This window comes from Bradyrhizobium sp. USDA 4516, from assembly GCF_054055915.1.
The window spans coordinates 3,041,215-3,065,281 of the sequence record NZ_JBSRXT010000001.1 but is presented as its reverse complement, the minus strand read 5'-3'; the positions used below and the strand labels follow the sequence as shown (position 1 = coordinate 3,065,281).

At 66.3% G+C, this 24,067-nt stretch carries 21 protein-coding genes and 1 tRNA gene; 9 read left to right on the top strand and 13 right to left on the bottom strand.

Annotated features, from left to right (window positions below; all coding sequences use genetic code 11):
- The first annotated feature begins 112 nt into the window (after positions 1-112).
- From ACVI1L_RS14130 to ACVI1L_RS14105, 6 genes are all read left to right on the top strand, one after another.
- On the top strand, positions 113-1,003 hold the full coding sequence (locus ACVI1L_RS14130; RefSeq protein ID WP_456783136.1) for a LysR family transcriptional regulator: 891 nt from the start codon (positions 113-115) through the stop codon (positions 1,001-1,003).
- An 80-nt stretch (positions 1,004-1,083) separates the two neighbouring features.
- Complete coding sequence (addB, locus tag ACVI1L_RS14125) at positions 1,084-4,230, top strand: double-strand break repair protein AddB (protein ID WP_456783135.1); 3,147 nt, start codon at positions 1,084-1,086, stop codon at positions 4,228-4,230.
- The gene (gene addA / locus ACVI1L_RS14120; RefSeq protein ID WP_456783134.1) at positions 4,224-7,700 is read left to right on the top strand and encodes a double-strand break repair helicase AddA; all 3,477 of its coding nucleotides are present in this window, start codon (positions 4,224-4,226) and stop codon (positions 7,698-7,700) included. The genes addB and addA overlap by 7 nt, the downstream gene beginning before the upstream one ends.
- A 116-nt stretch (positions 7,701-7,816) precedes the next feature.
- Complete coding sequence (trxA, locus tag ACVI1L_RS14115; protein ID WP_016847387.1) at positions 7,817-8,137, top strand: thioredoxin; 321 nt, start codon at positions 7,817-7,819, stop codon at positions 8,135-8,137.
- 96 nt (positions 8,138-8,233) lie between these two features.
- Positions 8,234-9,298: an ATP-dependent DNA ligase gene (locus ACVI1L_RS14110; RefSeq protein ID WP_456783133.1), complete on the top strand. Its 1,065-nt coding sequence runs from the start codon at positions 8,234-8,236 to the stop codon at positions 9,296-9,298.
- A gap of 83 nt (positions 9,299-9,381) precedes the next feature.
- The gene (locus tag ACVI1L_RS14105; protein ID WP_076833804.1) at positions 9,382-9,840 is read left to right on the top strand and encodes a DUF2231 domain-containing protein; all 459 of its coding nucleotides are present in this window, start codon (positions 9,382-9,384) and stop codon (positions 9,838-9,840) included.
- Between the two features lie 5 nt (positions 9,841-9,845).
- On the opposite strand, the gene ACVI1L_RS14100 is transcribed toward ACVI1L_RS14105, so the two are convergent.
- From ACVI1L_RS14100 to aroA, 12 genes are all read right to left on the bottom strand, one after another.
- Entirely contained in the window at positions 9,846-10,586 is a 741-nt protein-coding gene (locus ACVI1L_RS14100) for a metallophosphoesterase family protein (RefSeq protein WP_076833802.1), read from the bottom strand.
- A 47-nt stretch (positions 10,587-10,633) separates the two neighbouring features.
- The gene (locus ACVI1L_RS14095) at positions 10,634-11,878 is read right to left on the bottom strand and encodes a bifunctional folylpolyglutamate synthase/dihydrofolate synthase (protein WP_456785554.1); all 1,245 of its coding nucleotides are present in this window, start codon (positions 11,876-11,878) and stop codon (positions 10,634-10,636) included.
- A gap of 95 nt (positions 11,879-11,973) precedes the next feature.
- The gene (gene accD, locus ACVI1L_RS14090; RefSeq protein ID WP_028337545.1) at positions 11,974-12,915 is read right to left on the bottom strand and encodes an acetyl-CoA carboxylase, carboxyltransferase subunit beta; all 942 of its coding nucleotides are present in this window, start codon (positions 12,913-12,915) and stop codon (positions 11,974-11,976) included.
- 104 nt (positions 12,916-13,019) lie between these two features.
- Positions 13,020-13,856 carry a tryptophan synthase subunit alpha gene (gene trpA, locus ACVI1L_RS14085; protein ID WP_168856664.1) on the bottom strand — a complete coding sequence of 279 codons (837 nt, stop codon included), beginning with the start codon at positions 13,854-13,856 and terminating at the stop codon, positions 13,020-13,022.
- Complete coding sequence (trpB, locus tag ACVI1L_RS14080) at positions 13,853-15,070, bottom strand: tryptophan synthase subunit beta (RefSeq protein ID WP_057020413.1); 1,218 nt, start codon at positions 15,068-15,070, stop codon at positions 13,853-13,855. The genes trpA and trpB overlap by 4 nt, the downstream gene beginning before the upstream one ends.
- Positions 15,071-15,190: 120 nt before the next feature.
- The gene (locus tag ACVI1L_RS14075) at positions 15,191-15,892 is read right to left on the bottom strand and encodes a phosphoribosylanthranilate isomerase (protein ID WP_229193010.1); all 702 of its coding nucleotides are present in this window, start codon (positions 15,890-15,892) and stop codon (positions 15,191-15,193) included.
- Between the two features lie 75 nt (positions 15,893-15,967).
- Entirely contained in the window at positions 15,968-16,354 is a 387-nt protein-coding gene (locus tag ACVI1L_RS14070) for a LapA family protein (protein WP_253588354.1), read from the bottom strand.
- Positions 16,355-16,438: 84 nt separating this feature from the next.
- Entirely contained in the window at positions 16,439-16,768 is a 330-nt protein-coding gene (locus ACVI1L_RS14065; protein ID WP_016847379.1) for an integration host factor subunit beta, read from the bottom strand.
- Positions 16,769-16,942: 174 nt separating this feature from the next.
- Entirely contained in the window at positions 16,943-17,920 is a 978-nt protein-coding gene (gene sppA, locus ACVI1L_RS14060; RefSeq protein ID WP_168856666.1) for a signal peptide peptidase SppA, read from the bottom strand.
- Between the two features lie 467 nt (positions 17,921-18,387).
- Entirely contained in the window at positions 18,388-20,097 is a 1,710-nt protein-coding gene (gene rpsA / locus ACVI1L_RS14055; RefSeq protein WP_028337539.1) for a 30S ribosomal protein S1, read from the bottom strand.
- Positions 20,098-20,490: 393 nt separating this feature from the next.
- Positions 20,491-21,120, bottom strand: a complete 630-nt coding sequence (gene cmk / locus ACVI1L_RS14050) for a (d)CMP kinase (protein WP_057020410.1) — start codon at positions 21,118-21,120, stop codon at positions 20,491-20,493.
- Complete coding sequence (gene aroA / locus ACVI1L_RS14045) at positions 21,117-22,454, bottom strand: 3-phosphoshikimate 1-carboxyvinyltransferase (RefSeq protein WP_456783132.1); 1,338 nt, start codon at positions 22,452-22,454, stop codon at positions 21,117-21,119. The genes cmk and aroA overlap by 4 nt, the downstream gene beginning before the upstream one ends.
- Positions 22,455-22,599: 145 nt before the next feature.
- On the opposite strand from aroA, the gene ACVI1L_RS14040 reads away from it, so the two are divergent.
- The 3 genes from ACVI1L_RS14040 (at position 22,600) to ACVI1L_RS14030 (ending at position 23,533) form a co-directional block, all read left to right on the top strand.
- Positions 22,600-23,007, top strand: a complete 408-nt coding sequence (locus ACVI1L_RS14040; RefSeq protein WP_057020408.1) for a TIGR02300 family protein — start codon at positions 22,600-22,602, stop codon at positions 23,005-23,007.
- A gap of 95 nt (positions 23,008-23,102) precedes the next feature.
- A tRNA-Ala gene (locus ACVI1L_RS14035) sits at positions 23,103-23,178 on the top strand.
- A 163-nt stretch (positions 23,179-23,341) separates the two neighbouring features.
- Positions 23,342-23,533, top strand: coding sequence for a GIY-YIG nuclease family protein (locus ACVI1L_RS14030; protein WP_253625207.1), 192 nt, complete (start codon positions 23,342-23,344; stop codon positions 23,531-23,533).
- A 56-nt stretch (positions 23,534-23,589) separates the two neighbouring features.
- Here the strand turns inward: ACVI1L_RS14030 and ACVI1L_RS14025 are convergent, their stop codons facing one another.
- Entirely contained in the window at positions 23,590-24,051 is a 462-nt protein-coding gene (locus ACVI1L_RS14025; RefSeq protein ID WP_057020441.1) for a MarR family winged helix-turn-helix transcriptional regulator, read from the bottom strand.
- Between the last annotated feature and the right edge of the window lie 16 nt (positions 24,052-24,067).

Below are 24,067 nucleotides of genomic sequence, written 5' to 3'. Positions count from 1 at the left end.
CCGTCGTCATGTCCGACCAACGAGCATAGGCCGGGGCAAATCATTGTTGAAATCGATTATTCTTATAAGCATTATTGCTACGATGAATTTATCCGCCATCGATCTCAACCTGTTGGTCGCCTTCGAGGCGCTGATGGAGGAGCGCCACGTCACCCGGGCGGCCGAGCGCATCGGGCTCGCCCAGCCGTCCATGAGCAGCGCGTTGCGGAGGCTGCGCGCGCTGTTTGCGGATGAGCTGTTCCTGCGCGCCGGCGCGGGCATGCAGCCGACCGAAAAGGCGCTGGCGCTGGCCGGGCCGATCGGCGAAGCGCTGTGGCAAATCCGGAGCGCGCTGGTGCCCGATCAGGGCTTCGATCCGGCGATCGCGCAACGGCGCATCACCATCGCCGCGACCGACTATGGCGATCTCGTTGTGGTGCCGGAACTGACCCGGCTGCTGCGCGTCGAAGCGCCCGGCATTGACCTTGCCGTGCGCCCGCTCACCGATGCGACGGTGGCGCTGGCGAAGCTGGAGCGCGGCGAGCTCGATGCCCTGATCGGCGGGCACCTGCCGGACTCGCCGCGCTGTGTCCGGCACCGGCTGTTCGAGGAACGCTTCGTCTGCGTCCGCGATACCACGCGCACGAACCGATCGGAGCGCCTCAGCCTGGAAGATTACGCGACCTTGCCGCACGCGCTGTTCTCGGCGGCCGGCGGCGATGGCCTGCCGAGCGTGATCGACGCGCTGCTGGCGCGCCATGGACTGAAGCGACGGGTGGCGGTGACGCTTGCGCATGTGGTGGCCGTTCCGTTCGCCGTGGCCGGCACCGATCTGATCGCCACGATGTCCGAGCGCATCGCCCGGCGCTTCACGCATCTGGCCGACATTGCCGTCGTCGCGCCGCCGATCGACATCCCCGCCTTCGCGATCGACCTGATCCATACGAGCCGCGCCGCCCGGGATCCGGCGCTGCGCTGGTTCCTGGATGCCGCCGATCGCTGCGCCGGCCGATTGCGATATTGAGCGGTGACGGTTCTCCGACAGGGGTGGCTAACGACGGTCGCCGCTCCCTATATTGGCGCCGGATTCGAATCAGGCAGCCCATGCGCGTCTTCAGTGTTCCCGTTTCTGCGCCGTTCCTGCGGACCGTCATCTCGGCGCTGGTCGATGGCCGGCTGGTCGCGGGATTCGAGGCGCAGAGCGATCCGGCAAGGCTCGCCAACGCCACGCTGTATCTGCCGACCCGCCGTGCCGGGCGGCTGGCGCGGGAAATCTTCCTCGATGTGCTCGAGTCGGACGCCGCCGTGCTGCCGCGCATCGTCGCGCTTGGCGACATCGATGAGGACGAACTCGCCTTCGCCGACCAAAGCGAGGACGTCGGCGGCGCCGCGCCGCTGGAGATTCCGCCAAGGCTGGGCGAGCTCGAGCGCCGGCTGACGCTGGCGCATCTGGTCGCCGCCTGGGCGAAGACGCCGGTATCGGCGCCGCTGGTGGTCGGCGGGCCGGCCTCGACGCTGCAACTCGCCGGCGATCTGGCGCGGCTGATGGACGACATGGTGACGCGCCGCGTCGACTGGCGCGCGCTCGACCGCCTGGTGCCGGACCAGCTCGACAAATACTGGCAGCACTCGCTCGACTTCCTGCGCATCGCGCGCGACGCCTGGCCCAGCTACCTCAAGGAGATCGGCCGGATCGAACCCGCCGCGCGCCGCGATCTGCTGATCGAGGCGGAGGCGGCGCGGCTGACCGCGCACCACGCGGGCCCGGTGATCGCGGCCGGTTCGACCGGCTCGATGCCGGCGACGGCGAAATTCCTGCACGCGGTGGCGAAGCTGCCGAACGGTGCCGTGGTGCTGCCCGGGCTCGACACTGATCTCGACGAGGACTCCTGGGACACGATCGGCGGCGAGCGCGGCGACGACGGCAGGTTCGTAACGCCGCCCTCGTCGAACCATCCGCAATTCGCGATGCACGCCTTGCTCGACCGCTTCGGCATCAAGCGCCGCGACGTCGAGAGCCTTGCCGAGCCGGCGCCGCTCGGCCGCGAGGTGCTGGTGTCGGAGACGATGCGTCCCTCGACCGCGACCGCGCAGTGGCACGACCGGCTAGAACGGCCGGAGATCGTGGCGCGGATTTCCGCCGGGATGACCAACCTCACCGTGGTCGAGGCGCCCAATCCGGAAATGGAGGCGCTGGCGATCGCGGTGGCGATGCGCGAGGCGCGGCATCTCGGCAAATCGGCCGCGCTGGTGACGCCGGATCGCGCGCTGGCGCGCCGCGTGATGGCGTCGCTGACGCGCTGGAAGCTCGAGTTCGACGATTCCGGCGGCGATGCGCTGATCGAGACGCCGGCCGGCGTGTTCGCCCGCCTGACCGCGGAGGCGGCGGCCAAGGGGCTGGAGCCGCCGACGCTGCTCGCGCTGCTCAAGCATCCGCTGTTCCGGCTCGGCGGTTCGCGCGGCGCGCTGCGGCGCGCGATCGAGGTGCTGGAGATCGCGCTGCTCCGCGGCACGCGGCCGCAAGCCGGGACCGGCGGCCTCGCCCGCGACTTCGCGCGCTTCCGCGCCGAGCTGGTCAAACTGCACGGCGGCGAGACCTCGTCGCTGCACGCCATGGAGCCGCGCGCCCGGCTGCGCGACAACGAGCTCAACCGGGCGCAGGACCTGATCGCCAGATTGCAGGCGGCGCTGGCGCCGCTCGAAGGCATGGCGTCGTCAAAACCCTATGATTTCGCGGAGCTGGCCGCGCGCCACCGCGAGGCCCTGATCGCGCTGTCCGGCGACCAGAACGGCGTTGCCGTCGTGTTCGAGGAGCGCGCCGGTGCGTCGCTGGCGTCTGCGTTCGACGAGCTGCTCGCCAAGCAGCAGCCGAGCGGGCTGATGACGCCGCTCGCCGATTATCCCGAGGTGTTCCAGACCGCGTTCGCCGACCGCATGGTGCGGCGGCCGGAATCGGCGCGCGCGCAGCTCAACATCTTCGGCCAGCTCGAAGCCCGTCTAACCGAATCCGATCGCGTCATCCTCGGCGGCCTGGTCGAGGGCGTCTGGCCGCCGGCGCCGCGGATCGATCCGTGGCTGAGCCGGCCGATGCGGCACGAGCTCGGGCTCGACCTTCCCGAGCGCCGCATCGGCCTTTCCGCGCACGACTTTGCGCAGCTGCTCGGCCATGACGAGGTGATCCTCACCCACGCCGCAAAAGTCGGCGGTGCGCCGGCGGTCGCCTCGCGCTTCCTGCATCGGCTCGAAGCGGTCGCCGGCGAGGCGCGCTGGAAGGCCGCGACATCGGCCGGCGAAACTTACGTGCAATATGCCGCCGAGCTCGACCGGCCCGACAAGGTCGAGCCGATCCCGCAGCCGGAGCCGCGGCCGCCGCGCGAGGCACGTCCGCTGAAGATGTCTGTCACCGCGATCGAGGACTGGCTGCGCGATCCCTACACGATCTATGCGCGCTACATCCTGCGGCTCGATCCGCTCGACCCCGTCGACATGCCGTTGTCGGCGGCCGATCGCGGCTCGGCGATCCACGAGGCGCTCGGCGAGTTCACGCAGGTCTATGCCGACGCGCTGCCTGCCAACACCCTGCTCACGTTGCGCGAGATCGGGGCCAAATATTTTGCGCCGCTGATGGAGCGGCCCGAGGCGCGAGCGCTGTGGTGGCCCCGCTTCCAGCGCATCGCAACATGGTTTGCCGAATGGGAGCAGGCCCGGCGCGGCCAGATCGAGGCCATCAAGGCCGAGATCCGCGGCGAGATCGGCATCCCGCTCGACGATGCCAGGACCTTCACGCTCTCGGCGCGCGCCGACCGCATCGAGCGGCGCGATGACGGCAGCTTTGCGATCCTCGACTACAAGACCGGCCAGCCGCCGACCGGCAAGCAGGTGCGCATGGGCCTGTCGCCGCAGCTCACCCTGGAAGCCGCGATCCTGCGCGAGGGCGGCTTCGCCGACATCCCGGCCGACTCCTCGGTCGGCGACCTCGTCTATGTCAGGCTGAGCGGCAACAATCCGCCGGGCGAGCAGCGTTCGCTGGAGCTGAAGATCAAGACCAACGACACGCCGCAGCCGCCCGATGAGGCCGCCGACAGCGCGCGGCGCAAGCTCGAGGCCCTGATCCGCGCCTTCGACGACGAGCAGCAGGCCTACACCTCGCTGAACCTCTCGATGTGGGCGAACCGCTACGGCGCCTATGACGACCTCGCACGCATCAAGGAATGGTCCGCCGCCGGCGGCCTGGGGATCGAGGAATGGTGAAGGCGCCCCGTCCGATTCCGCCCGCCGTGCGCGACGCGCAGGCGCGCGCGTCCGATCCGAAAGCGTCGACCTTCGTGTCGGCCAACGCCGGCTCGGGCAAGACCCATGTGCTGGTGCAGCGCGTCATCCGCCTGCTGCTGTCGGGAGTGCCGCCGGAAAAGATCCTCTGCATCACCTTCACCAAGGCGGCTGCCGCGAACATGGCCGAGCGCGTGTTCACGACGCTCGGCCATTGGGTGACGCTCGACGACGCCGGGCTCGACGCCGCGATCCGCGAGGCCGGCATTGCCCATCCTTCCGCCACGTTGCGGCGCGAGGCGCGCAAACTGTTTGCCTGCGCGCTGGAGACCCCCGGCGGCTTGAAGGTGCAGACCATCCACGCGCTGTGCACCCGCCTGCTGCAGCAGTTTCCGTTCGAGGCCAACGTGCCGGCGCGCTTTGCCGTGCTCGACGATCGCGACCAGAACGAGATGATGGAGCGCGCCAACCTCGCGGTGTTCCTCGAAGCGTCGCGGATTCCCGACAGTCCGATCGGCCGCGCGCTGCGGACGGCGATGGCAAATGCCGCCGACGTCACTTTCAAGGAGGTGGTCCGCGAAGCCTGCCTCAGCCGCGACCATTTCATGGCCTGGACCGATGCCGCCGGCAACGCCGCGGCCGCCGCAGCGCAGATGTCGGCCGCGCTCGGCGTCTCCTCTGACATTCGCATCGAGGAGGTCGAGCGCGAGATCGTCGACGGGCCGAACCTGGCGCGCGCGAGCTGGAAGGAGATGGCGATGCTGCTCGATACCAGCAGCAAGGCGGATCAGAAGCAGGCCCAACGGCTGCGGAGCGCGCTGACCTTCACCGGTGCAGCCCAGGTCGACGAATATCTCGGCGTCTTCCTGACCGATGAACGCGCCCCCCGCGCGTCTGTCGTCACCAACAGTTTCATCAAGAAGAATGCGGTCGCGGGCCATCGGTTCGAGGCGGAGGTCGACCGTCTCGGTCCGTTGATCGAGCGCCGCCGCGCCGTGGTCGCGCGCGACCGCACCGAGGCGCTGATCCACATCGCGACCGCGGCCGCCGCGCACTACCGGCGCGAGAAGCTGGAACGCGGCCTGCTCGACTATGACGATCTGATCGACAAGACGCTGGCGATGCTCGACCGCGTCTCGTCGGGCTGGGTGCATTACAAGCTCGACCGCGGCGTCGATCACGTGCTGATCGACGAGGCGCAGGATACGAGCCCGCGGCAATGGGACATCGTCGCGCACATCATCTCGGAATTCACCTCCGGCGCCGGCGCGCGCGACGGCCTGGTGCGCACCGTGTTCGCGGTCGGCGACGAGAAGCAGTCGATCTTCTCGTTCCAGGGCGCGGCGCCGCGCGAATTCGACCTGCGCCGGCGCGAGCTGAAGCGGCGATTCGAGGAAGCCGGGCTGAAATTCGACCCGGTGTCATTCACCTATTCGTTCCGCTCGGGGCCGGTGATCCTGCATTCGGTCGACCATGTGTTCCGCGAGCAGGAGATCTTCCGCAGCATTCATGCGATCGAGAACGGCTACCCGATCCACAACGCGATGGCCGATGCCGGCCCCAGCCAGATCGAGCTCTGGGATCTCGCCGTGGCCGACGATCGCCAGGATATCGAGGGCTGGCGCGCGCCGTTCGACGGCGTGTCGGTGACCAGCCCCGAGGTGAAACTGGCGCGTCGCATCCAGGCCGAGATCAAGCGCCTCGTTGCCAGCGGCACCATGACCGGCAGCACCGGCGGACGGCGGCCGCTCAGCTACGGCGACATGCTGATCCTGGTGCGGCGGCGCGGCAACGCCTTCGACGCGGTGATCCAGGCGCTGAAGCACGCGGGCATCCCGGTCGCCGGCGCCGACCGGCTGAAGCTGACCGAGCACATCGCGATCATCGACCTGATGAACCTCGCCGATGCGCTGTTGCTGCCGCAGGACGATCTCGCGCTGGCGGTGGCGTTGAAGAGCCCGCTGTTCGGCCTCGACGACGACGATCTATTCAAGCTGGCGTACCAGCGTCGCGGCTCGCTGCGCGAGGCACTGGCCGCGCAGGCACCCACCGATGAGCAATTTTCGGCCGCGCTGCGCCGTCTCGAACAATGCGAGCGCCGCTTCACCCAGGAGACGCCGTTCGCGTTCTACGCCTGGCTGCTCGGCGGCGATGGCGGGCGGGCGCGCATTCTGCGCCGGCTCGGCCATGAGGCGAACGACGCGCTCGACGAGTTCCTCGAGCTTGCGCTGAGCTACGAGCGCAAGGCGCCGGCCTCGCTGCAGGGCTTTGTCGCCTGGCTGCGCGCCGCCGACACCGAAGTGAAGCGCGACATGGAGATTTCGCGCGACGAGGTCCGCGTCATGACCGTGCACGGCGCCAAGGGCCTCGAAGCGTCGGTGGTGTTCCTGGTCGACACCACGACCTCGCCGTCGGACACGCAGCGGCTGCGGCTGATCCATCTGCCGCAGGGCAACGCCGCGCCGAACGCGCCCGGCGTCGTGGTGTGGGCCGGCAAGAAGGCCGAGGATCCGCCCGGCGTCGCCGAGGCGCGCAAGGCGATGCTCGGCGACACCGAGGACGAGTATCGCCGCCTGCTCTATGTCGCGATGACCCGCGCCGCCGATCGGCTGATCGTCGGCGGCTGCATGCCGGGCAACATGAACACGGTGCGGAAATCGTCCTGGTACGATCTGATCACCAAGGGCCTCGCCGGTTCCGGGCTCAAGCTCGAGGAGCTGGAGACGCCAGGAGGCAAGGTGATGCGCTATTCGCGGCCGGATGACGTCGCCGATCTCACCGGCGCGACTGCGTCGGCGGCCGCGGTGCCGATCGCTTTGCCGTCCTGGCTGCGGGCTCCGGCCGTACCGGAAGCATCGGCGGCGAGCATGCTGCGTCCGTCCGATCCGGCTGATGACGACAGCCATCCGATCCGAACCGGCGAATCGGTGCAGCTGCGCGCCCGCGCCCTGCAACGCGGCACGCTGGTGCACCGGCTGCTGCAGTCGCTGCCCGTCGTCGCCCTCGAGCGGCGGCGCGCCGCCGCGCTCGGCTTCCTCGCGCGCAATGCCGACGGCTGGAGCGAACAGGAGCAGGCCGCGCTCGCCGATCAGGTGCTCGGCCTGATCGGCGATCCGCGCTTTGCCGCCGTGTTCGCGCCCGGCAGCCGCGCCGAGGTCTCGATCGTCGGGCGGCTGGAGCGGCCGGGCCAGCCGAAGGCGCTGGTGTCGGGCCAGATCGACCGCCTGGTGGTGACGCCGACCGACGTCCTGATCGTCGATTTCAAGACCAACCACGCTCCGCCCAAGACGGCAGCCGAGGCGCCGCGGGGCTATGTCCGGCAGCTCGCGCTATACCGCGCGGTGCTCGCCAGGCTTTATCCCCAGCTGCCGGTGCGGGCCGCCCTGCTCTGGACCGAAACGACTGAAATCATGGAGATTTCCGCCTCCGCGCTGGACGCTGCCCTGGCATAAGTTCATGTCGGCGTGAGCACGCTTGACCCGGCAAGGGGGCGTTCATAGGTTTGACCCATGCTCCCGGGCGCGATTCCCAACCGCGCCCTTTTGTCTCAACCGAACGAGGTACTCACATGGCCGTTGGCAAGGTTTCTGACGCCGATTTCGAAGCCGAAGTGCTCAAGGCGACCGGGCCGGTGGTCGTCGACTTCTGGGCCGAATGGTGCGGCCCCTGCCGCATGATCGCGCCCGCTCTCGATGAGATTTCCGGCGCGATGGGCGACAAGGTCAAGATCGTGAAGCTCAACGTCGACGAGAGCCCGAAGACGGCGTCGAAGTATGGCGTGATGTCGATCCCGACCCTGATGATCTTCAAGGGCGGCGAGATGGCGTCCCGTCAGGTCGGCGCCGCGCCGAAGGCCAAGCTGCAGCAGTGGATCACCGCTGCGGTCTGATCCCGCTTCTTCTGATTAATAAATTCGTGCACGGCCGGCGGATTCGCCGGCCGTTTGCGTTGGGACCGTGTGTGTTGCGTTTGAAGGTCCCGGCACTTGCCCTCCCCGCGTCAAAAGCCCGCTTCCAGGTCCACGCCGCTCGTTGCGATGGAGGCGCGCTCGGTCGATGCCATCCCGCGCGGCAAGGAGTGGCAGTACGAACCCAAATGGGACGGCTTCCGTTGCCTGCTGAAACGCGAAGGCCGCAAAGTCGACCTGCGCTCGAAATCCGGCGAAGACCTCGCCCGCTACTTCCCGGAGCTGGTCGCCGCGGCGCTGAACGTGAAGGCCAGATCGTTCGTGCTCGACGGCGAGATCGTGGTGCCGCACGGCCGAACGTTCTCCTTTGACGATCTCCTGCAGCGCATCCATCCTGCCGCCAGCCGGGTGACGCGGCTCGCACAGGAAACGCCCGCCTTGTTTCTGACGTTCGATCTCTTGGCCGCGCCAACCATGAAGAAGCTTTCCGGCCAGCCCTTGAGCAAACGACGACCGCAGCTCGAGGCGTTCGCCAAGTCGCAATTGAAATCCAATTCCAGCTTTCGGCTATCTCCCGCGACGACGAGCTACGCGCTTGCCAGGAAATGGCTGGCGCGATCCGGCGGCGGCTTCGACGGCGTAATCGCCAAGCGCCTGGACCTGCCCTATCAGGCCGGCAATCGCGACGGCATGCAGAAGGTTAAGAGGTTTGGGAGCGCCGACTGTGTGGTCGGCGGCTTTCGCTACGCCAGCAACAGGATCGGCGGCCGTAACGTGGTGGGCTCGCTGCTGCTCGGCCTCTATGACGACGACGGCTTGTTGCACCATGTCGGCTTCACCTCGGCGATCAGGCAGCAGGAGAAGCCGGCGCTCACCGACCGTCTCGAGCCGTTGATTGCAAAGCCCGGCTTTACCGGGAATGCGCCGGGCGGCCCGAGCCGGTGGTCGACCGAGCGCTCGGCGCAATGGTGTCCGCTGAAGCCGAAGCTCGTGATCGAGGTCTGCTACGACCATTTCAGTGGCGATCGTTTCCGCCACGGCACCTCGATCCTGCGCTGGCGTCCGGACAAGGCGCCGAAGCAATGCTCGTTCGAGCAACTGAAGCAGAAGGCGGCCGACCCGATGAAGCTGTTGAGGGGATAACGGCACTGCCGTTGCGGTGCAGCGAATAGGAACCCGGACAGGCAGTCGATGTTGAGGGATCAAATGGCCCTCAGGAGGGACCCATGTCGAACCCCAGATCAACCGCGCAGGTCGCGGGACATCCTATCCATCCGATGCTTATTCCATTTCCAGTCGTATGCTTTGTTTTGACCTTCGTTGCCGATCTCGCTTTCTGGAAGACGGGCACTGACTTCTGGGCCAGCGCCTCGCTCTGGCTGCTTGGCATCGGCTTGATCATGGCCGCGCTCGCCGCCATCGCCGGCGTGATCGATCTCCTCGGAGACGATCAGGTCCGCAATCTTTCCGATGCATGGCAGCACGCCGGCGGCAATGTCATCGCGGTGCTGATCGCGCTCTACAACTGGTATTTGCGCTTCGAGCACGGCGCATCCGCCATCGTGCCGACCGGTCTCGCGCTATCGTTCATCGTGGTCCTGATCCTGCTGTTCACCGGCTGGAAGGGCTGGGAGATGGTCTATCGCGAGCATGTCGGCGTCTCGGATGAGGCGCATATCCATTAGGCAAGTCAGCGAATCCATCCCGTCGCCAGCGCCGAGGCGAGTTCGGCCTGGCCGTGCTGCCGCGCCAGCGCCGCCATTGCTGCGTGGTCGTAGGGGATGTGGCGGAAGGTTACGTCCCAGCCACCATCGACCTGTTCGAGGATCGCATAGCGCGCATCGGGCGAACCGGCCTCGACGACATGCGGATGCGGCTTGCCGGCGCGATAGCCGGGCGAGCCGACGCTGCCGGGATTGACGATCAGCCGGCCGTCGCGAAGTCGCATGGCGCGCGCGGTATGCGTGTGTGCGCAGAGGATCAGCGATTGCGGCACGCCGGCCGCTCTCGCCTCGATCGCTTCCAGCGGGGACATGCAGACTTCGCCGCCCGGCAGCACCGTCTCGAGCCAGTAGGTCTCGTCATTCTGGGGCGTTGCATGACAGAGGAAAACTTCGTCGCGATAGATCGAATTCGCCGGCAGCGTGCGCAGCCAGTCGAGATGCCGCGGCTCGAGCTGGGTATAGGTCAGCCGCTCCCAGGAGCCCATTTTCTCATGCGGGCGGTCGATCAGATAGCGGTCGTGATTGCCGAGCAGATGGACCGCATCGAGCGCCATCAGCGTATCGATGGTGGGCCGGGCGTCGAGCGGCCCGCTCACCATGTCGCCGAGGTCGACGATGTCGGAAATGCCCTGCGCGCGGATGTCCGACAGTACGGCTTCGAGCGCGAGATGGTTGCCGTGGATGTCGGCGATCGCAGCAAAACGCATGATGCTCGTCCTCCCTCATGCGCACCGCATCCGGGACGCGTCACCTGTTATGCAGGAGGCGTGCCGTTGGCCGCAAGCACAGGACCGGCCAGATACAGCGAGCCCGTGATCAGGATGCGCGGCGGCACCTCGTAGGCCAGCGCAGCAAGCCGCCGCAAGGCGGCGGCGACGCCATCAGCGATCTCGACCCGCATGCCGAGCGCGCGCGCGGCGTCAGCCAGTCTGTCCGGCGCCATGCCGTTGTCGCGGCCGGGCACCGGGACCGCGATGATGTGGCGGGTCAGTCCGGCGAAATTGGCGAGGAATGCGTCGGCATCCTTGTTGGCCATCATCCCGACGATCACCACCAGCGGCCGCGACACGCGCTCCTCCAGATCGCCGAGCGCAGCCGCCGCGACGCGGCCGCCCTCGGCATTGTGTCCGCCGTCGAGCCAGACCTCGGAGCCCTGCGGCCCCTGTCCGACGAGAGTGCCGGAAACCAGCCGCTGCATTCGCGCCGGCCATTCCGCATTGACGATGCCGGCTTCAAAGGCCGCGATGTTGAGCTTGAATGCGTCGATGGCGCGCAGCGTCGCGATCGCAAGGCCCGCATTGTCGAACTGGTGCCGGCCGAACAGTTTTGGCGCGGCGAGATCCAGCAGGCCGCGCTCGTCCTGATAGACCAGCCGGCCGCGCTCGACGCCGACATGCCATTGCTGGCCGGCCGCATGCAGCGGCGCGCGCATGCGGTTCGCCTGCGCCTCGATCACGGCCATCGCATCCGGCGCCTGCTCGGCACACACCACCGGCACCTTGCGCTTGATGATCGCAGCCTTCTCGCCGGCGATTGCCGTCAGATTGTCGCCGAGGAATTCCATGTGGTCCATGCTGACCGGCGTGATCACCGAGGCGAGCGGCGCCTCGACCACATTGGTCGAATCGAGCCGGCCGCCGAGCCCGACCTCGAGCAATGCGACGTCGGCCGGATGCTTGGCGAACAGGCAGAACGCCACCGCCGTTTCCATCTCGAAGATGGTGATGGGACTATCGGCGTTGACGCGTTCGCAGTGCTCGAACGTCTCGCGCAGCTCTTCGTCGCCGACCAGCTTGCCGCCGCCGACGGCGCCCAGCCGGTAGCATTCGTTGATCCGCACCAGATAGGGCGAGGTGAAGACGTGCACGCGCAGGCCGGCGGCTTCGAGAATCGCGCGCAGATAGGCGATGGTCGAGCCCTTGCCGTTGGTGCCGGCGACATGGATCACCGGCGGCAGCTTGCGCTCGGGATGATCGAGCCGCTCCATCAGGCCGCGCATGCGATCGAGGCTGAGATCGATGCGCTTGGGATGCAGCGCCGATATCCGCGCGATCAACGCCTCGAACGAGGCTTGCGATGGGACGGCGCTCGCGGTCACGCGTGCGGCGCGGCCGGCACTGTCTCCGGCGCCGTGACGATCTGGGCCGGCTCGATGACCGGTGCCGTGGGCTTCGATGCGGATTCGAGCGCCGGCGCCTTGGTCAGCAGGCGGCACAGCCGCGCCAGCGTGGCCTTCATCTCGTGGCGGTGCACCACCATGTCGACCATGCCATGCTCGCGCAGATATTCGGCGCGCTGAAAGCCGTCCGGCAGCTTTTCGCGGATGGTCTGCTCGATCACGCGCGCGCCGGCAAAGCCGATCAGCGCACCGGGCTCGGCGATCTGGATGTCGCCGAGCATCGCATAGGACGCCGTGACACCGCCGGTGGTCGGATTGGTCAGCACCACGATGTAGGGCTGGCGCGCTTCGCGCAGCATCTGCACGCCGACGGTGGTGCGCGGCATCTGCATCAGCGACAAGATGCCTTCCTGCATCCGCGCGCCGCCGGATGCGGCGAACACGATGAAGGGCGACTTCTTCTCGACCGCGAGTTCGAGCCCGCGCACCATGGCTTCACCGGCGGCCATGCCGAGCGAGCCGCCCATGAAATCGAAATCCTGCACGGCGACCACGACGCCGGCACCTTCTAACTTGCCGTAGCCGACCTTGATCGCGTCGTTCAGCCCGGTCTTGGTGCGGGCGTCCTTGATACGGTCGACATATTTGCGCTCGTCGCGGAACTTCAGCGGATCCGCCGTCACCTCGGGCAGCGCGACGTCGAACCAGGTCTCGTTGTCGAAGATCGACTTCAGCCGCGCCACCGCGCCCATGCGCATGTGGTAGTTCGAGCCGGGGATCACGAACTGGTTGGCCTCGACGTCCTTGTAGAACACGAGCTGCCCGGAATCCGGGCACTTGATCCAGAGGTTTTCCGGCGTCTCGCGCCGCAGGATGTTGCGGATCTTCGGCCGGACGACGTTGGTGAGCCAATTCATGGTTCGCTCCGAAATGCGGATCGGTTCCGCACCAGCTGGATATATGGCGGGCCGGGCGAGCCCGGCAAGCCGCCATCGGCGGCCTTGTTGCCGCAAAATGTGGCTTATTCAGCGGCCTGCTTGGCGCCCCGGACCCCCTGCGCCAGCGCCGACACCAGGTCCGCCACCGCGCTCACGGTCTTCGGCGTCGCACGGCCCTCGGCATCGAGATTGGCACGCACCACATCGACGATCGCAGTGCCGACCACCGCGCCGTTGGCGTTCTCGGCGATCGCGCGCGCCGTCTCCGGGGTGCGGATGCCGAAGCCGACGCAGACCGGCAGCTTGGTGTGCCGCTTGATGCGGGCCACGGCTTCCGCGACCACCTTCGAATCGGCCGTCGCGGCGCCGGTGATGCCGGTGATCGAGACGTAATAGACAAAGCCCGAGGTGTTGGCGAGCACCGCCGGCAGCCGCTTGTCGTCGGTGGTCGGCGTCGCCAGCCGGATGAAGTTCAGCCCGGCCTTCATCGCGGGGATGCAGAGCTCGGTATCTTCCTCCGGCGGCAGGTCGACGATGATCAGGCCGTCGACGCCGGCGGTCTTGGCGTCGGCCAGGAAGCTGTCGACGCCGTAGATGTAGATCGGATTATAGTAGCCCATCAGCACGATCGGCGTGGCATTGTCCTCCTTGCGGAAGTCGCGGACCATCGCCAGCGTCTTGCGCAGCGTCATGCCGCCCTTGAGCGCGCGCAGACCGGCGGCCTGGATCGACGGGCCATCCGCCATCGGGTCGGTGAAGGGCATGCCGATCTCGATGACATCGGCGCCGGCCTTCGGCAGCGCCTTGAGGATGTCGAGCGAGGTCTTGGCGTCGGGATCGCCGGCCATCACGAAGGTGACGAAAGCGGAGCGGCCCTGCTGCTTCAGCTCGGAGAAACGTGCGTCGATACGAGTGGTCACTTCTTCCTCGCCTTCAAGATGTCGCCGACCTGCGGCACGTCCTTGTCGCCGCGGCCCGAGAGGTTGACCACCATCAGGTGATCCTTCGGTCGCTGCGGTGCGAGCTCGGACAGTTTCGCGATGGCGTGCGCCGATTCCAGCGCGGGGATGATGCCCTCGAGCCGCGACAGCAGCTGGAATGCGGCCAGCGCCTCCTCGTCGGTCGCCGAGAGATATTTCACGCGGCCGGTCTCGTGCAGCCAGGCGTGCTCCGGGCCGATGCCGGGATAATCGAGGCCGGCCGAGATCGAATGCGCTTCCTCGATCTGGCCGTCGGCGTCCATCAAGAGATAGGTGCGGTTGCCATGCAGCACGCCGGGACGGCCGCCGGCCAGCGAAGCGGCATGCAGCTGCGTCAGTCCGTGACCGGCAGCCTCGACGCCGAAAATCTCGATCAAGGGATCGTCGAGGAACGGATGGAACAGGCCCATCGCATTGGAGCCGCCGCCGATGCAGGCGATCAGCGAATCCGGCAGGCGGCCCTCGGCCTCCTGCATCTGCTTGCGTGTCTCGTGGCCGATGATCGACTGGAAGTCGCGCACCATCATCGGATAGGGGTGCGGACCCGCCACCGTACCGATGCAATAGAAGGTGTTGTGCACGTTGGTGACCCAATCGCGCAGCGCGTCGTTCATCGCGTCCTTCAGCGTGCGCGCGCCCGACTGCACCGGGACGACCTTGGCGCCCAGCATCTCCATGCGGATCACGTTCGGCTGCTGCCGCTCAACGTCGACCGCGCCCATATAGACCACGCATTCGAGCCCGAACCGCGCGCACAGCGTCGCCGTCGCCACGCCATGCTGGCCGGCGCCGGTCTCGGCGATGATGCGCTTCTTGCCCATGCGGCGCGCGACCATGATCTGGCCGAGCACATTGTTGACCTTGTGCGAACCGGTGTGGTTGAGCTCCTCGCGCTTCAGATAGATCTTGGCGCCGCCGAGATGCTCGGTGAGCCGCTCGGCGAAATAGAGCGGCGAGGGCCGGCCGACATAATCCTTCAGATAGACATTCATCTCGGCCTGGAACGCCGGATCGGCCTTGGCGTCGGCATAGGCTTTTTCGAGATCGAGGATCAGCGGCATCAGCGTTTCCGCAACGAAGCGTCCGCCGAAAATGCCGAAATGCCCGCGCTCGTCGGGACCGCTGCGGAAGGAATTGGGCAGATTTGGATTCATCGAACCATCAGTTCTTCTTGCCGGCTTGCGGCGCTGTTTCCGCTCCCTCGCCCCGCTCTTGCGGGGAGAGGGCTGGGGTGAGGGGTTTCTCCAATTGCTCGATCATCGTTGCAGCGCCCCTCACCCGCCCGCGCGTTGCGCGGTCGACCTCTCCCCGTGAACGGGGAGAGGTGAAGAAGGCTGGATTGCGCGCGCGGCGCGGATGAAGGCGCGGATCAATTCGGGATCCTTGACACCGGGCGTGCGCTCGACGCCCGACGAGACATCGACGCCGCCGGCGCGCGTGACGCGGACGGCTTCAGTGACGTTGTCGGCGTTGAGCCCGCCGGAGACCATGTAGGGCAGCGCAAGATCGAGATTTTCCAGCACGTGCCAATCGAAGGGCGCGCCGAGGCCACCCGGCCGCGTGGCATCCTTCGGCGCGCGGGCATCGAACAGGATGCGATCGGCGACACCGGCATAACCCGGCAGCGGCGCAAGGTCGGCCGACGTCTCGACCGGCAGCGCCTTCATCAGCGGCAGGCCGAACTTCGCCTTGATGTCGCGCAGCCGCGCCGTGGTCTCCTTGCCATGCAATTGCAGGATATCCGGCCGCAGCGTCTCGACGATGTTTTCCAGGATCGCATCGTCGGCATCGACGGTGAGGGCGACCTTGACGGCGCGGCCCTTGGCGCGGCTGCCAAGCTCGCGCGCGGTCTCGAGGCTGATGTGACGCGGCGACGGCGGAAAGAATACGAACCCCACCATATCGGCACCGCCTTCAAGCGCGACGTCGAGCGTCTCGCGCGTGGACAGGCCGCAGATTTTGACGAGCAGGGGCATGGTCTCGAAACGGGTCTCAAAACGGGTTGTCGGGCGACCGGAACCGGGGTGAACCCTGGTCCGGTGGGGCGGGTTCTACAACGTCGCGCCCTGCTTGTCTCGCCCGGCGGCCCCGTAAAAGCCGAGTTGCGCCGGGGCCGGACGGCGCTGCGCGTCGTCCCGGGAGGCGGCGGCCTTGAGGTCGGCGAGCTCGGCGCGGACATGGCGGGCGTCAGCCTCGTGCTGCCGGGCCGCGCGGCGCCAGCGCCCTTGCTTGAACCAGGTTCCGATGCCGCCCGCGATCACGCCCAGGATCGCGGAGGCGATGATGACGACGAACAACGGTAGCGTGACCGCAACCGTCGGGGTCACCGAATTGAAGGGATCAAACGACACCGTCACCCAGTGACGGTTAGCGACTGCAAAAATGATGAAGATCAGACCGAGCGGAACGACGACCACTGCCGTGAAGAACTTTCGCATGACCATCTCTCGCAGCGATGGAGCAAATGCGGGCATATCGCCCGCAACACGGCAACGCCTGACGTCGCGCCTTAGGCGTCGGCCTTAAGCATCAGCCTTGGGCGCATCGACCTTGGCGGCGCCCGCCTCGGTCACGTCGCGGTTGAGGCGCTCGCGCATTTCCTTGCCGGTCTTGAAGAACGGCACGCTCTTCTGGTCGACCGGCACATGCTCGCCGGTGCGTGGATTGCGGCCGGCGCGCGCCGGGCGGTGCTTCACCGAGAATGCGCCAAAACCGCGCAACTCGACACGGTCGCCACGTGCCAGCGCTGCGACGATTTCATCGAGAATCGCATTCACAATGTTCTCGACATCCCGCTGATAGAGGTGCGGGTTGTGCTCGGCGATACGCTGAACAAGTTCGGATTTGATCATCGAAAGTGGGATCCGGGCTCTTGCGGAAACCCATTTCCGTGAAAATGCCGTGCACTGTCAAGACGCTAAATCGATTTAGGACGTCGTGAAATCACGTGACAAATAGCCCAATTGGGGCATGCGGCGATTCCCGCAAAGCGGGAATAGCCTGACGAGCACGCCTTTGGCAGCCGATCAGTTGGTTCCAGCCGGGCTCCACAGCGCCAGCATGCCGTCAAGCCCGAACCGGTCGACCGCCTCGGCCACGCCGCCCTGCTCAATCCGCCGCGCGATCGCACCAAGACCGAACGCATCGAGCGTCACGGACGCCGCCGTGCGCAGGAAGGTCAGATCGCCGAACCGCGGATTAAGCTTGTAATTGCGCACCGGCAGGTCGCTTTTGACCTTCTTCTCGGCAACCAGCCAGGCGATCGCGGTCTTCTCGTCCCCCAGCTGATCGACCAGCTTGAGATCGACCGCCTGCCGGCCGGTGAAGACGCGACCGTCCGCGACCTTCTCCAGCAGGTCATCGTCCATGCCGCGCCGTTGCTTCACCAATCCACGGAACCATGCATAGGAGTCCTTGACGAGACCGTCGATCGCGGCACGGGCCTCCGGGCTGGTCGGCTCGAAGCCGTTCGGCGCGGCCTTCAGCGGGGAAGATTTGATCTCCTCCATCTTCACGCCGACAGTCTTGAGCAATTCCGAAACGTTCGGATATTGGAACAGAACGCCGATCGAGCCGACCAGCGAGGTCTGCTGGGCGACGATATGATCGGAGGCGATCGCCGTGATGTAGCCGCCCGAGGCGGCCAATCCCTCGACCACGACGACAAGCGGCTTCTTCGCCTTCAGCTGCATCAGCGAGTCGTAAAGCTGCTCGGAGCCCGCGGTGGTGCCGCCGGGCGAATTGATGTGCACGACAACAGCCGCATAGCTCGACTTGCCGAGCCGCTCCAGCGCCTCGACGCGATCCTGGTCGCTGCGGATCAGTCCGTCGATATTGACCCGCGCGATCGTGTTCGATGTCGAAAAGGTGCCGCGCCCGCCGGCGGCGATCACGCCCACGCCGACGATGGCCGCGATCGCAATGACCGCGGCGGCGACGCGCCAAAACGTCAGTTTGCGCCTGATGCGGCGACGATCGACGATCACGTCCGAATCCAGCGACATCCGATCTCTCCAGAAATGGTCAGCGCGCAATCCGCGCGTTTTGCAGTCGCAGCGTCACTATCAGCTTAGCCAAATACATCAATTGCGACGCAATATGAAGAAAACAAGGCCCGGTATTCGGAGACACTCGTAGCCCGGGTGCACGTGCGCTTCATCCCAGCCGCGCCCTAACCTCCCCTTGAAAAGGGGAGGTCGCTTTGCTCGCCAGAGCAAAGCGGGTGGGGATCAGCTCTCTCCATGAGCAGCATCGCCTGTGGCTGACCCCCATCCCGTCCTTCCCCCTTTCAGGGGGAAGGGGAAGACAAATCCGTAGCCCGGATGAAGCGAAGCGTAATCCGGGAGGCTTCAGCAGCACGGATAGAAAGTCCCGGATTTCGCTTCGCTTCATCCGGGCTACGGATGCCCCAAAGCAAAGGGCCCCGGCTTGCGCCGGGGCCCCGATTGTTCGCCTCAAATCGCGCGAACGCTTACTTGTCGGTGCCGCGGTTCTTCAGCGCGGTGCCGAGGATATCGCCAAGCGTCGCACCCGAATCGGAGGAGCCGTACTGCGCGATGGCTTCCTTCTCTTCGGCGACTTCCAGCGCCTTGATCGAGACCTGCACCTTGCGGGCCTTCTTGTCGAACTGGATGACGCGGGCATCGACCTTCTCGCCGACGGCGAAGCGCTCGGCGCGCTGGTCGTTGCGGTCGCGGGCCAGCTCGGACCGCTTGATGAACGTGGTGAACTCGGTGCCCGAAATCCGGACCTCGATGCCGCTCTCCTTCACTTCGAGCACTTCGCAGGTCACGACCGCGCCCTTCTTGACGTCGCCCGGCTCGGCGAAGGGGTCGCCTTCGAGCTGCTTGACGCCGAGCGAGATGCGCTCCTTCTCGACATCGACATCGAGCACCACGGCCTTGACCATGTCGCCCTTCTTGAAGTTGTCGATGACCTGCTCGCCCGGAAGCTTCCAGTCGAGGTCGGAGAGGTGGACCATGCCGTCGACATCGCCCTCGAGACCGAGGAACAGACCGAACTCGGTCTTGTTCTTGACCTCACCCTCGACCACCGAACCGACCGGGAACTTCTCGACGAAGACTTCCCAGGGATTGCGCATGGTCTGCTTGAGACCGAGCGAGATGCGGCGCTTGACCGAATCCACTTCCAGCACCTGCACTTCGACTTCCTGCGAGGTCGAAACGATCTTGCCGGGGTGCATGTTCTTCTTGGTCCACGACATCTCGGAGACGTGGATCAGGCCTTCGATGCCCGGCTCGAGCTCGACGAACGCGCCGTAGTCGGTGATGTTGGTGACGCGGCCGGTGAAGCGGGCACCCAGCGGGTACTTGCCTTCGATGCCCTGCCACGGATCATCCAAGAGCTGCTTCATGCCGAGCGAGATGCGGTGCGTCTCGTGGTTGATCTTGATGATCTTGACCTTCACGGTCTGGCCGATGGTCAGCACCTCGGTCGGGTGGTTGACGCGGCGCCAGGCGATATCGGTCACGTGCAGCAGGCCGTCGATGCCGCCGAGATCAACGAACGCACCGTAATCGGTGATGTTCTTGACCACGCCGTCGATCACCTGACCCTCTTCGAGGTTCTGCACCAGCTCCTGGCGCTGCTCGGCGCGGGTCTCTTCGAGAACCGTGCGGCGCGACACCACGATGTTGCCGCGGCGGCGGTCCATCTTGAGGATCTGGAACGGCTGCGAATTGTTCATCAGCGGCGCAACGTCGCGGATCGGACGAATGTCGACCTGCGAGCGCGGCAGGAAGGCCACCGCACCGTCGAGGTCGACCGTGAAGCCGCCCTTGACCTGGTTGAAGATGACGCCGTTGACCTTTTCGTTGTTCTGGAACGCCTTCTCGAGCTTGCCCCAGCTTTCCTCGCGGCGCGCCTTGTCGCGCGACAGCACGGCTTCGCCGAGCGCATTCTCGATACGGTCGAGGAACACCTCGACTTCGTCACCGACCTTGAGATCGCTTTCACGGCCGGGGCCGGCGAATTCGCGCAGCGCAACGCGACCTTCGGTCTTCAGGCCGACGTCGATGACGGCCATGTCCTTCTCAATTGCAACCACCTTGCCCTTGATGACCGAGCTTTCCTGCAAATTGCCGCCGGCAAAGGACTCATCAAGCATCGCCGCGAAGTCATCGCGGGTGGGAGTATAGGAAGACGCAGAATTCGAAACCATTTGTTCTCCAGATGCGGGATCTCGCCGGCCGTTCGGGTTGATGGGCGCACCGTGCGTGAAGTGTCGGGGTTCCGCAAACCCTGACGACCGCTCATTGCAGGAGGTGCAACAGCGGGCCGGCAGCAAGACTGCACGTTCGGTACGTATGATTGATCCGGAGCCTGAAACGAAAATATCGACGGCAAGACCTGGGAGCGGGCGTTCCTCCAGATGCGGCGTTGGTTTCGTTTGAGATTGGTTCAAACCCATCGCCGGCCCGCTCAGACACGGCCTCGACATCGTCGATGCTGCTCCGAACGGCGCTGATATAGCCCTGCATGCGACTTTCGGCAAGCAGGAAATGCCCCATTTTGCTGGGTTTTCGGGCCGAGAGCGACGCGACGGCCCGCGATTCTAGCGCCTGGCGCGCGCGGCCTCGACGATGGCGATGGCGGCGCGGACGCCGGCCTCAATGTCCAGATTTGAATTGTCCAGCGTGTGGGCGTCCGGAGCCGGCCGCAGAGGCGCAATCGCCCGGTTCTTGTCTCGCTCGTCGCGCTTGAGGATGTCGGCGAGCACCGCCTCTTCGTCGGCGTCCTCGCCGCGGGCGCGCGCCTCCAGCGTGCGCCGCCGTGCCCGCACGCGGGGGTCGGCGACCACGAAGATCTTCACGTCGGCATCCGGGCAGATCACAGTGCCGATGTCGCGTCCATCCAGCACCGCACCGGGCGGATCGGCGGCAAACTGGCGCTGGAAGTTCACCAGCACCTCACGAACCTGCGGAATCGCCGACACCACGGAGGCGGCATCGCCGACCTTCTGGGTCTTCAGGATCGGATTGCCGAACTTTTCGGGGTCGAGCTCGAGCGCCGCGGCCACGGCCAGCACCTCGTTGCTGAGCTCGGCACCAGCTTGAATCATCGCATAGGCCACCGCACGGTAGATCACGCCGGTGTCGAGATGACGATAGCCGTAGTGGTGGGCGAGCCGCTTGCCAAGCGTGCCCTTGCCCGAGGCGGCGGGTCCGTCGATGGCGATGATCATGCGAAATCAGCTCCGAGCGCGCGCATCATCGGGATGAAATCCGGAAAACTGGTGGCGATGAAGGCGGTATCGTCGATTTTCACCGGCCGATCGGAGGCGCAGCCCATCACCAGCGCCGACATCGCGATGCGATGATCCATATGGGTGGCAACGAGGCCGCCGCCTGGAACATGGCCGCGGCCCTCGACGATCAGATCGTCGCCGGAGACCTCGACCTTGACGCCGTTGACCCGCAGCATGTCGGCGGTGGCTTCAAGGCGGTCGGATTCCTTGACGCGCAGCTCCTGCAGGCCGCGCATGATCGTGGTGCCCTCGGCGAAGGCGGCCGCGACCGCCAGCACCAGATACTCGTCGATCATCGACGGCGCGCGCTCCGGCGGCACTTCGACACCCTTCAGCTTCGAGGCGCGCACACGCAGCTGCGCCATCGGCTCGCCGGCATCGCCGCGCACATCGCTCTCCTCGATCGAGGCGCCCATCTCGCGCAGCGTGGTGAACAGGCCGGTGCGCAGCGGATTGGTCATCACGTCTGAGAACACGACATCGGACCCTTCGACGATCAGTGCGGCCACGATCGGGAATGACGCGGAGGACGGATCGGCGGGCACCACGACGTTGGCGCCGTGCAGCTCGGGCTCGCCGTGCAGCGAGATTCGCCTGCCGTGGCTGCCTTCCTGCTCGGAGGATATCTCGGCGCCGAAATGCTTCAGCATCAGCTCGGTGTGGTCGCGGCTTGCCTCCTGCTCGATCACCGTCGTGATGCCGGGCGCGGAGAGCCCCGCCAGCAACACCGCGGACTTGATCTGGGCCGAGGCGACCGGCGTCTTGTAGACGATCGGCACCGGATAGCGGGCGCCGTGCAGGGTGAGCGGCAGCCGGCCGCCCTCCCTTATGTCGCTGGTTCGGGCGCCCATCAGCTCCAGCGGGTCGAGGATGCGGCGCATCGGCCGCGAGCGCAGCGAGGCGTCGCCGTCGAAAATGGCGGCGATCGGGCAACCGGCCACCGCGCCCATCACCAGCCGGCAGCCGGTGCCGGAGTTGCCGAAATCGAGCGGCGCGGCAGGCTGGGCGAAGCCGCCGACCCCGACGCCGGACACCGACCAGGTAAACGGCGCCGACCGCTCCACTTTGGCGCCGAGCGCGCGCATGGATTTGGCGGTATTGAGGACGTCCTCGCCCTCCAGGAGGCCGGAAATGCGGGTTTCGCCGACCGAAAGCGCCCCCAGGATCAGGGCGCGGTGGGAAATCGATTTGTCGCCGGGAACGCGGACCGTGCCGGCCAGGGGGCCGCACGCGCGCGATTCCAGCGAGGTCGGGGTGTCAGAATGGGCCAAGATTGTGTCCTCTCGCGTCGCGGCAGGTATCACATAGGCAACACCGCGTCACGCGCCCGTCAAATGCGCGCAGACCGCTATTGACAGCGGCTCCTCAACTAGCCAAGTGAAGCTCCGTTTTTCAGGAAAATTCTGGGATTACCACGTGGCCAAGTCCGAGCTCGGAACCAAGCGCATTTGCCCGACCACGGGCAAGAAGTTCTACGACCTCAACAAGAATCCGGTGATCTCGCCCTATACCGGCGAAGTCGTGCCGATCGCGCCGATCGCCCCGCCGCGGGGCCGTGGCGCCACCGTCAGTTCGCCTGCGACCGCAGCCGACATGCCGGAGCCCGCCGAGGCCGAGGAGATGGTCTCGCTCGAGGAGGCTGATGCCGAGGAGAACACCGGGAAGGTCAAGGCCCAGGTTCCCGAATCCGAGGACGATATCGAGGTCGATGAGACCATCGACGACGATGACGACGACGATTCGACCTTCATCGCCGACGAGGAAGAGGGCGATGAGGACGTGACCGACATTATTGGTGACGTCGGCGGCGACGAAGAGACTTGAGATCGGCGCCGATCTATGATCAACGGTGCTGCCGCGCGAGTCGTCCAGGCCGCGCGGGCTGGGATCGATCCCCCAGGATCATCCCAACTGGATAAGGGGCCATAGCTCAGCTGGGAGAGCGCTTGCATGGCATGCAAGAGGTCGGCGGTTCGATCCCGCCTGGCTCCACCAGCCTTCGCTCGCTTCGCGAGCTTCGGCTCGGCAAGCCCGGACAGTCCATCGTAGCGAAGTGAGCGAAGGCTGCCGCGGCGTAGCCCGAAGGGCGGAGCCGGGCTCTCTCCGAAATCCGAATGCGTTAGCATCCACCCCGTCAGCCGTGTGTTGGGGGGAACAGATGAAATACGTTTACATTCTCGAGAGCCTTGATTGCCTGCACTTCTATGTCGGGATTACCGATCTGCGGGCTAGACTGGCTAAGCACAATGCCGGGGAAGTGCCCCATACATCCAAATTTGGACCGTGGCGGCTCAAGACCTACGTCGCTTTCAGCGACGAGAAGCAGGCCGTCGCTTTTGAAAATATCTGAAGTCCGCATCCGGCCGCGCCTTCGCCAAGAAGCGCCTCTAACCGCCCCGACCGCCCCTACTCCCCCAGCACCGCATTCAGCCGGTCGCGCAGCGCGACGATCTCGTCCTTCATCGCCATCAGTTCGCCGACGGTGCAGTCCGAGGCCGCGAGGATCGACTGCGGCACGGCCTTGGCCTTTTCGCGCAGCGCGTGGCCCTGCGGCGTCAGCGCGATCAGCACCACCCGCTCGTCCGCGGTGCTGCGGGTCCGTTTGATCAACTCCGCCGCCTCCAGCCGCTTCAAGAGCGGCGTCAGCGTGCCGGAATCCAGGAACAGGCGCTCGCCGAGGTCCTTCACCGCGACGTCGTCGCGCTCCCACAGCGCCAGCATCACGAGATACTGCGGATAGGTCAGCCCGAGCCGGTCGAGCAGCGGCTTGTAGACGCGGTTGAAGGCGTGCGCGGTCGAATAGACCGCAAAGCAGATCTGATTGTCGAGCCGCAGCGCCTGATCCGCGGCCGTCGGTTTCCTGGCCATGATTCCCATCGAATCC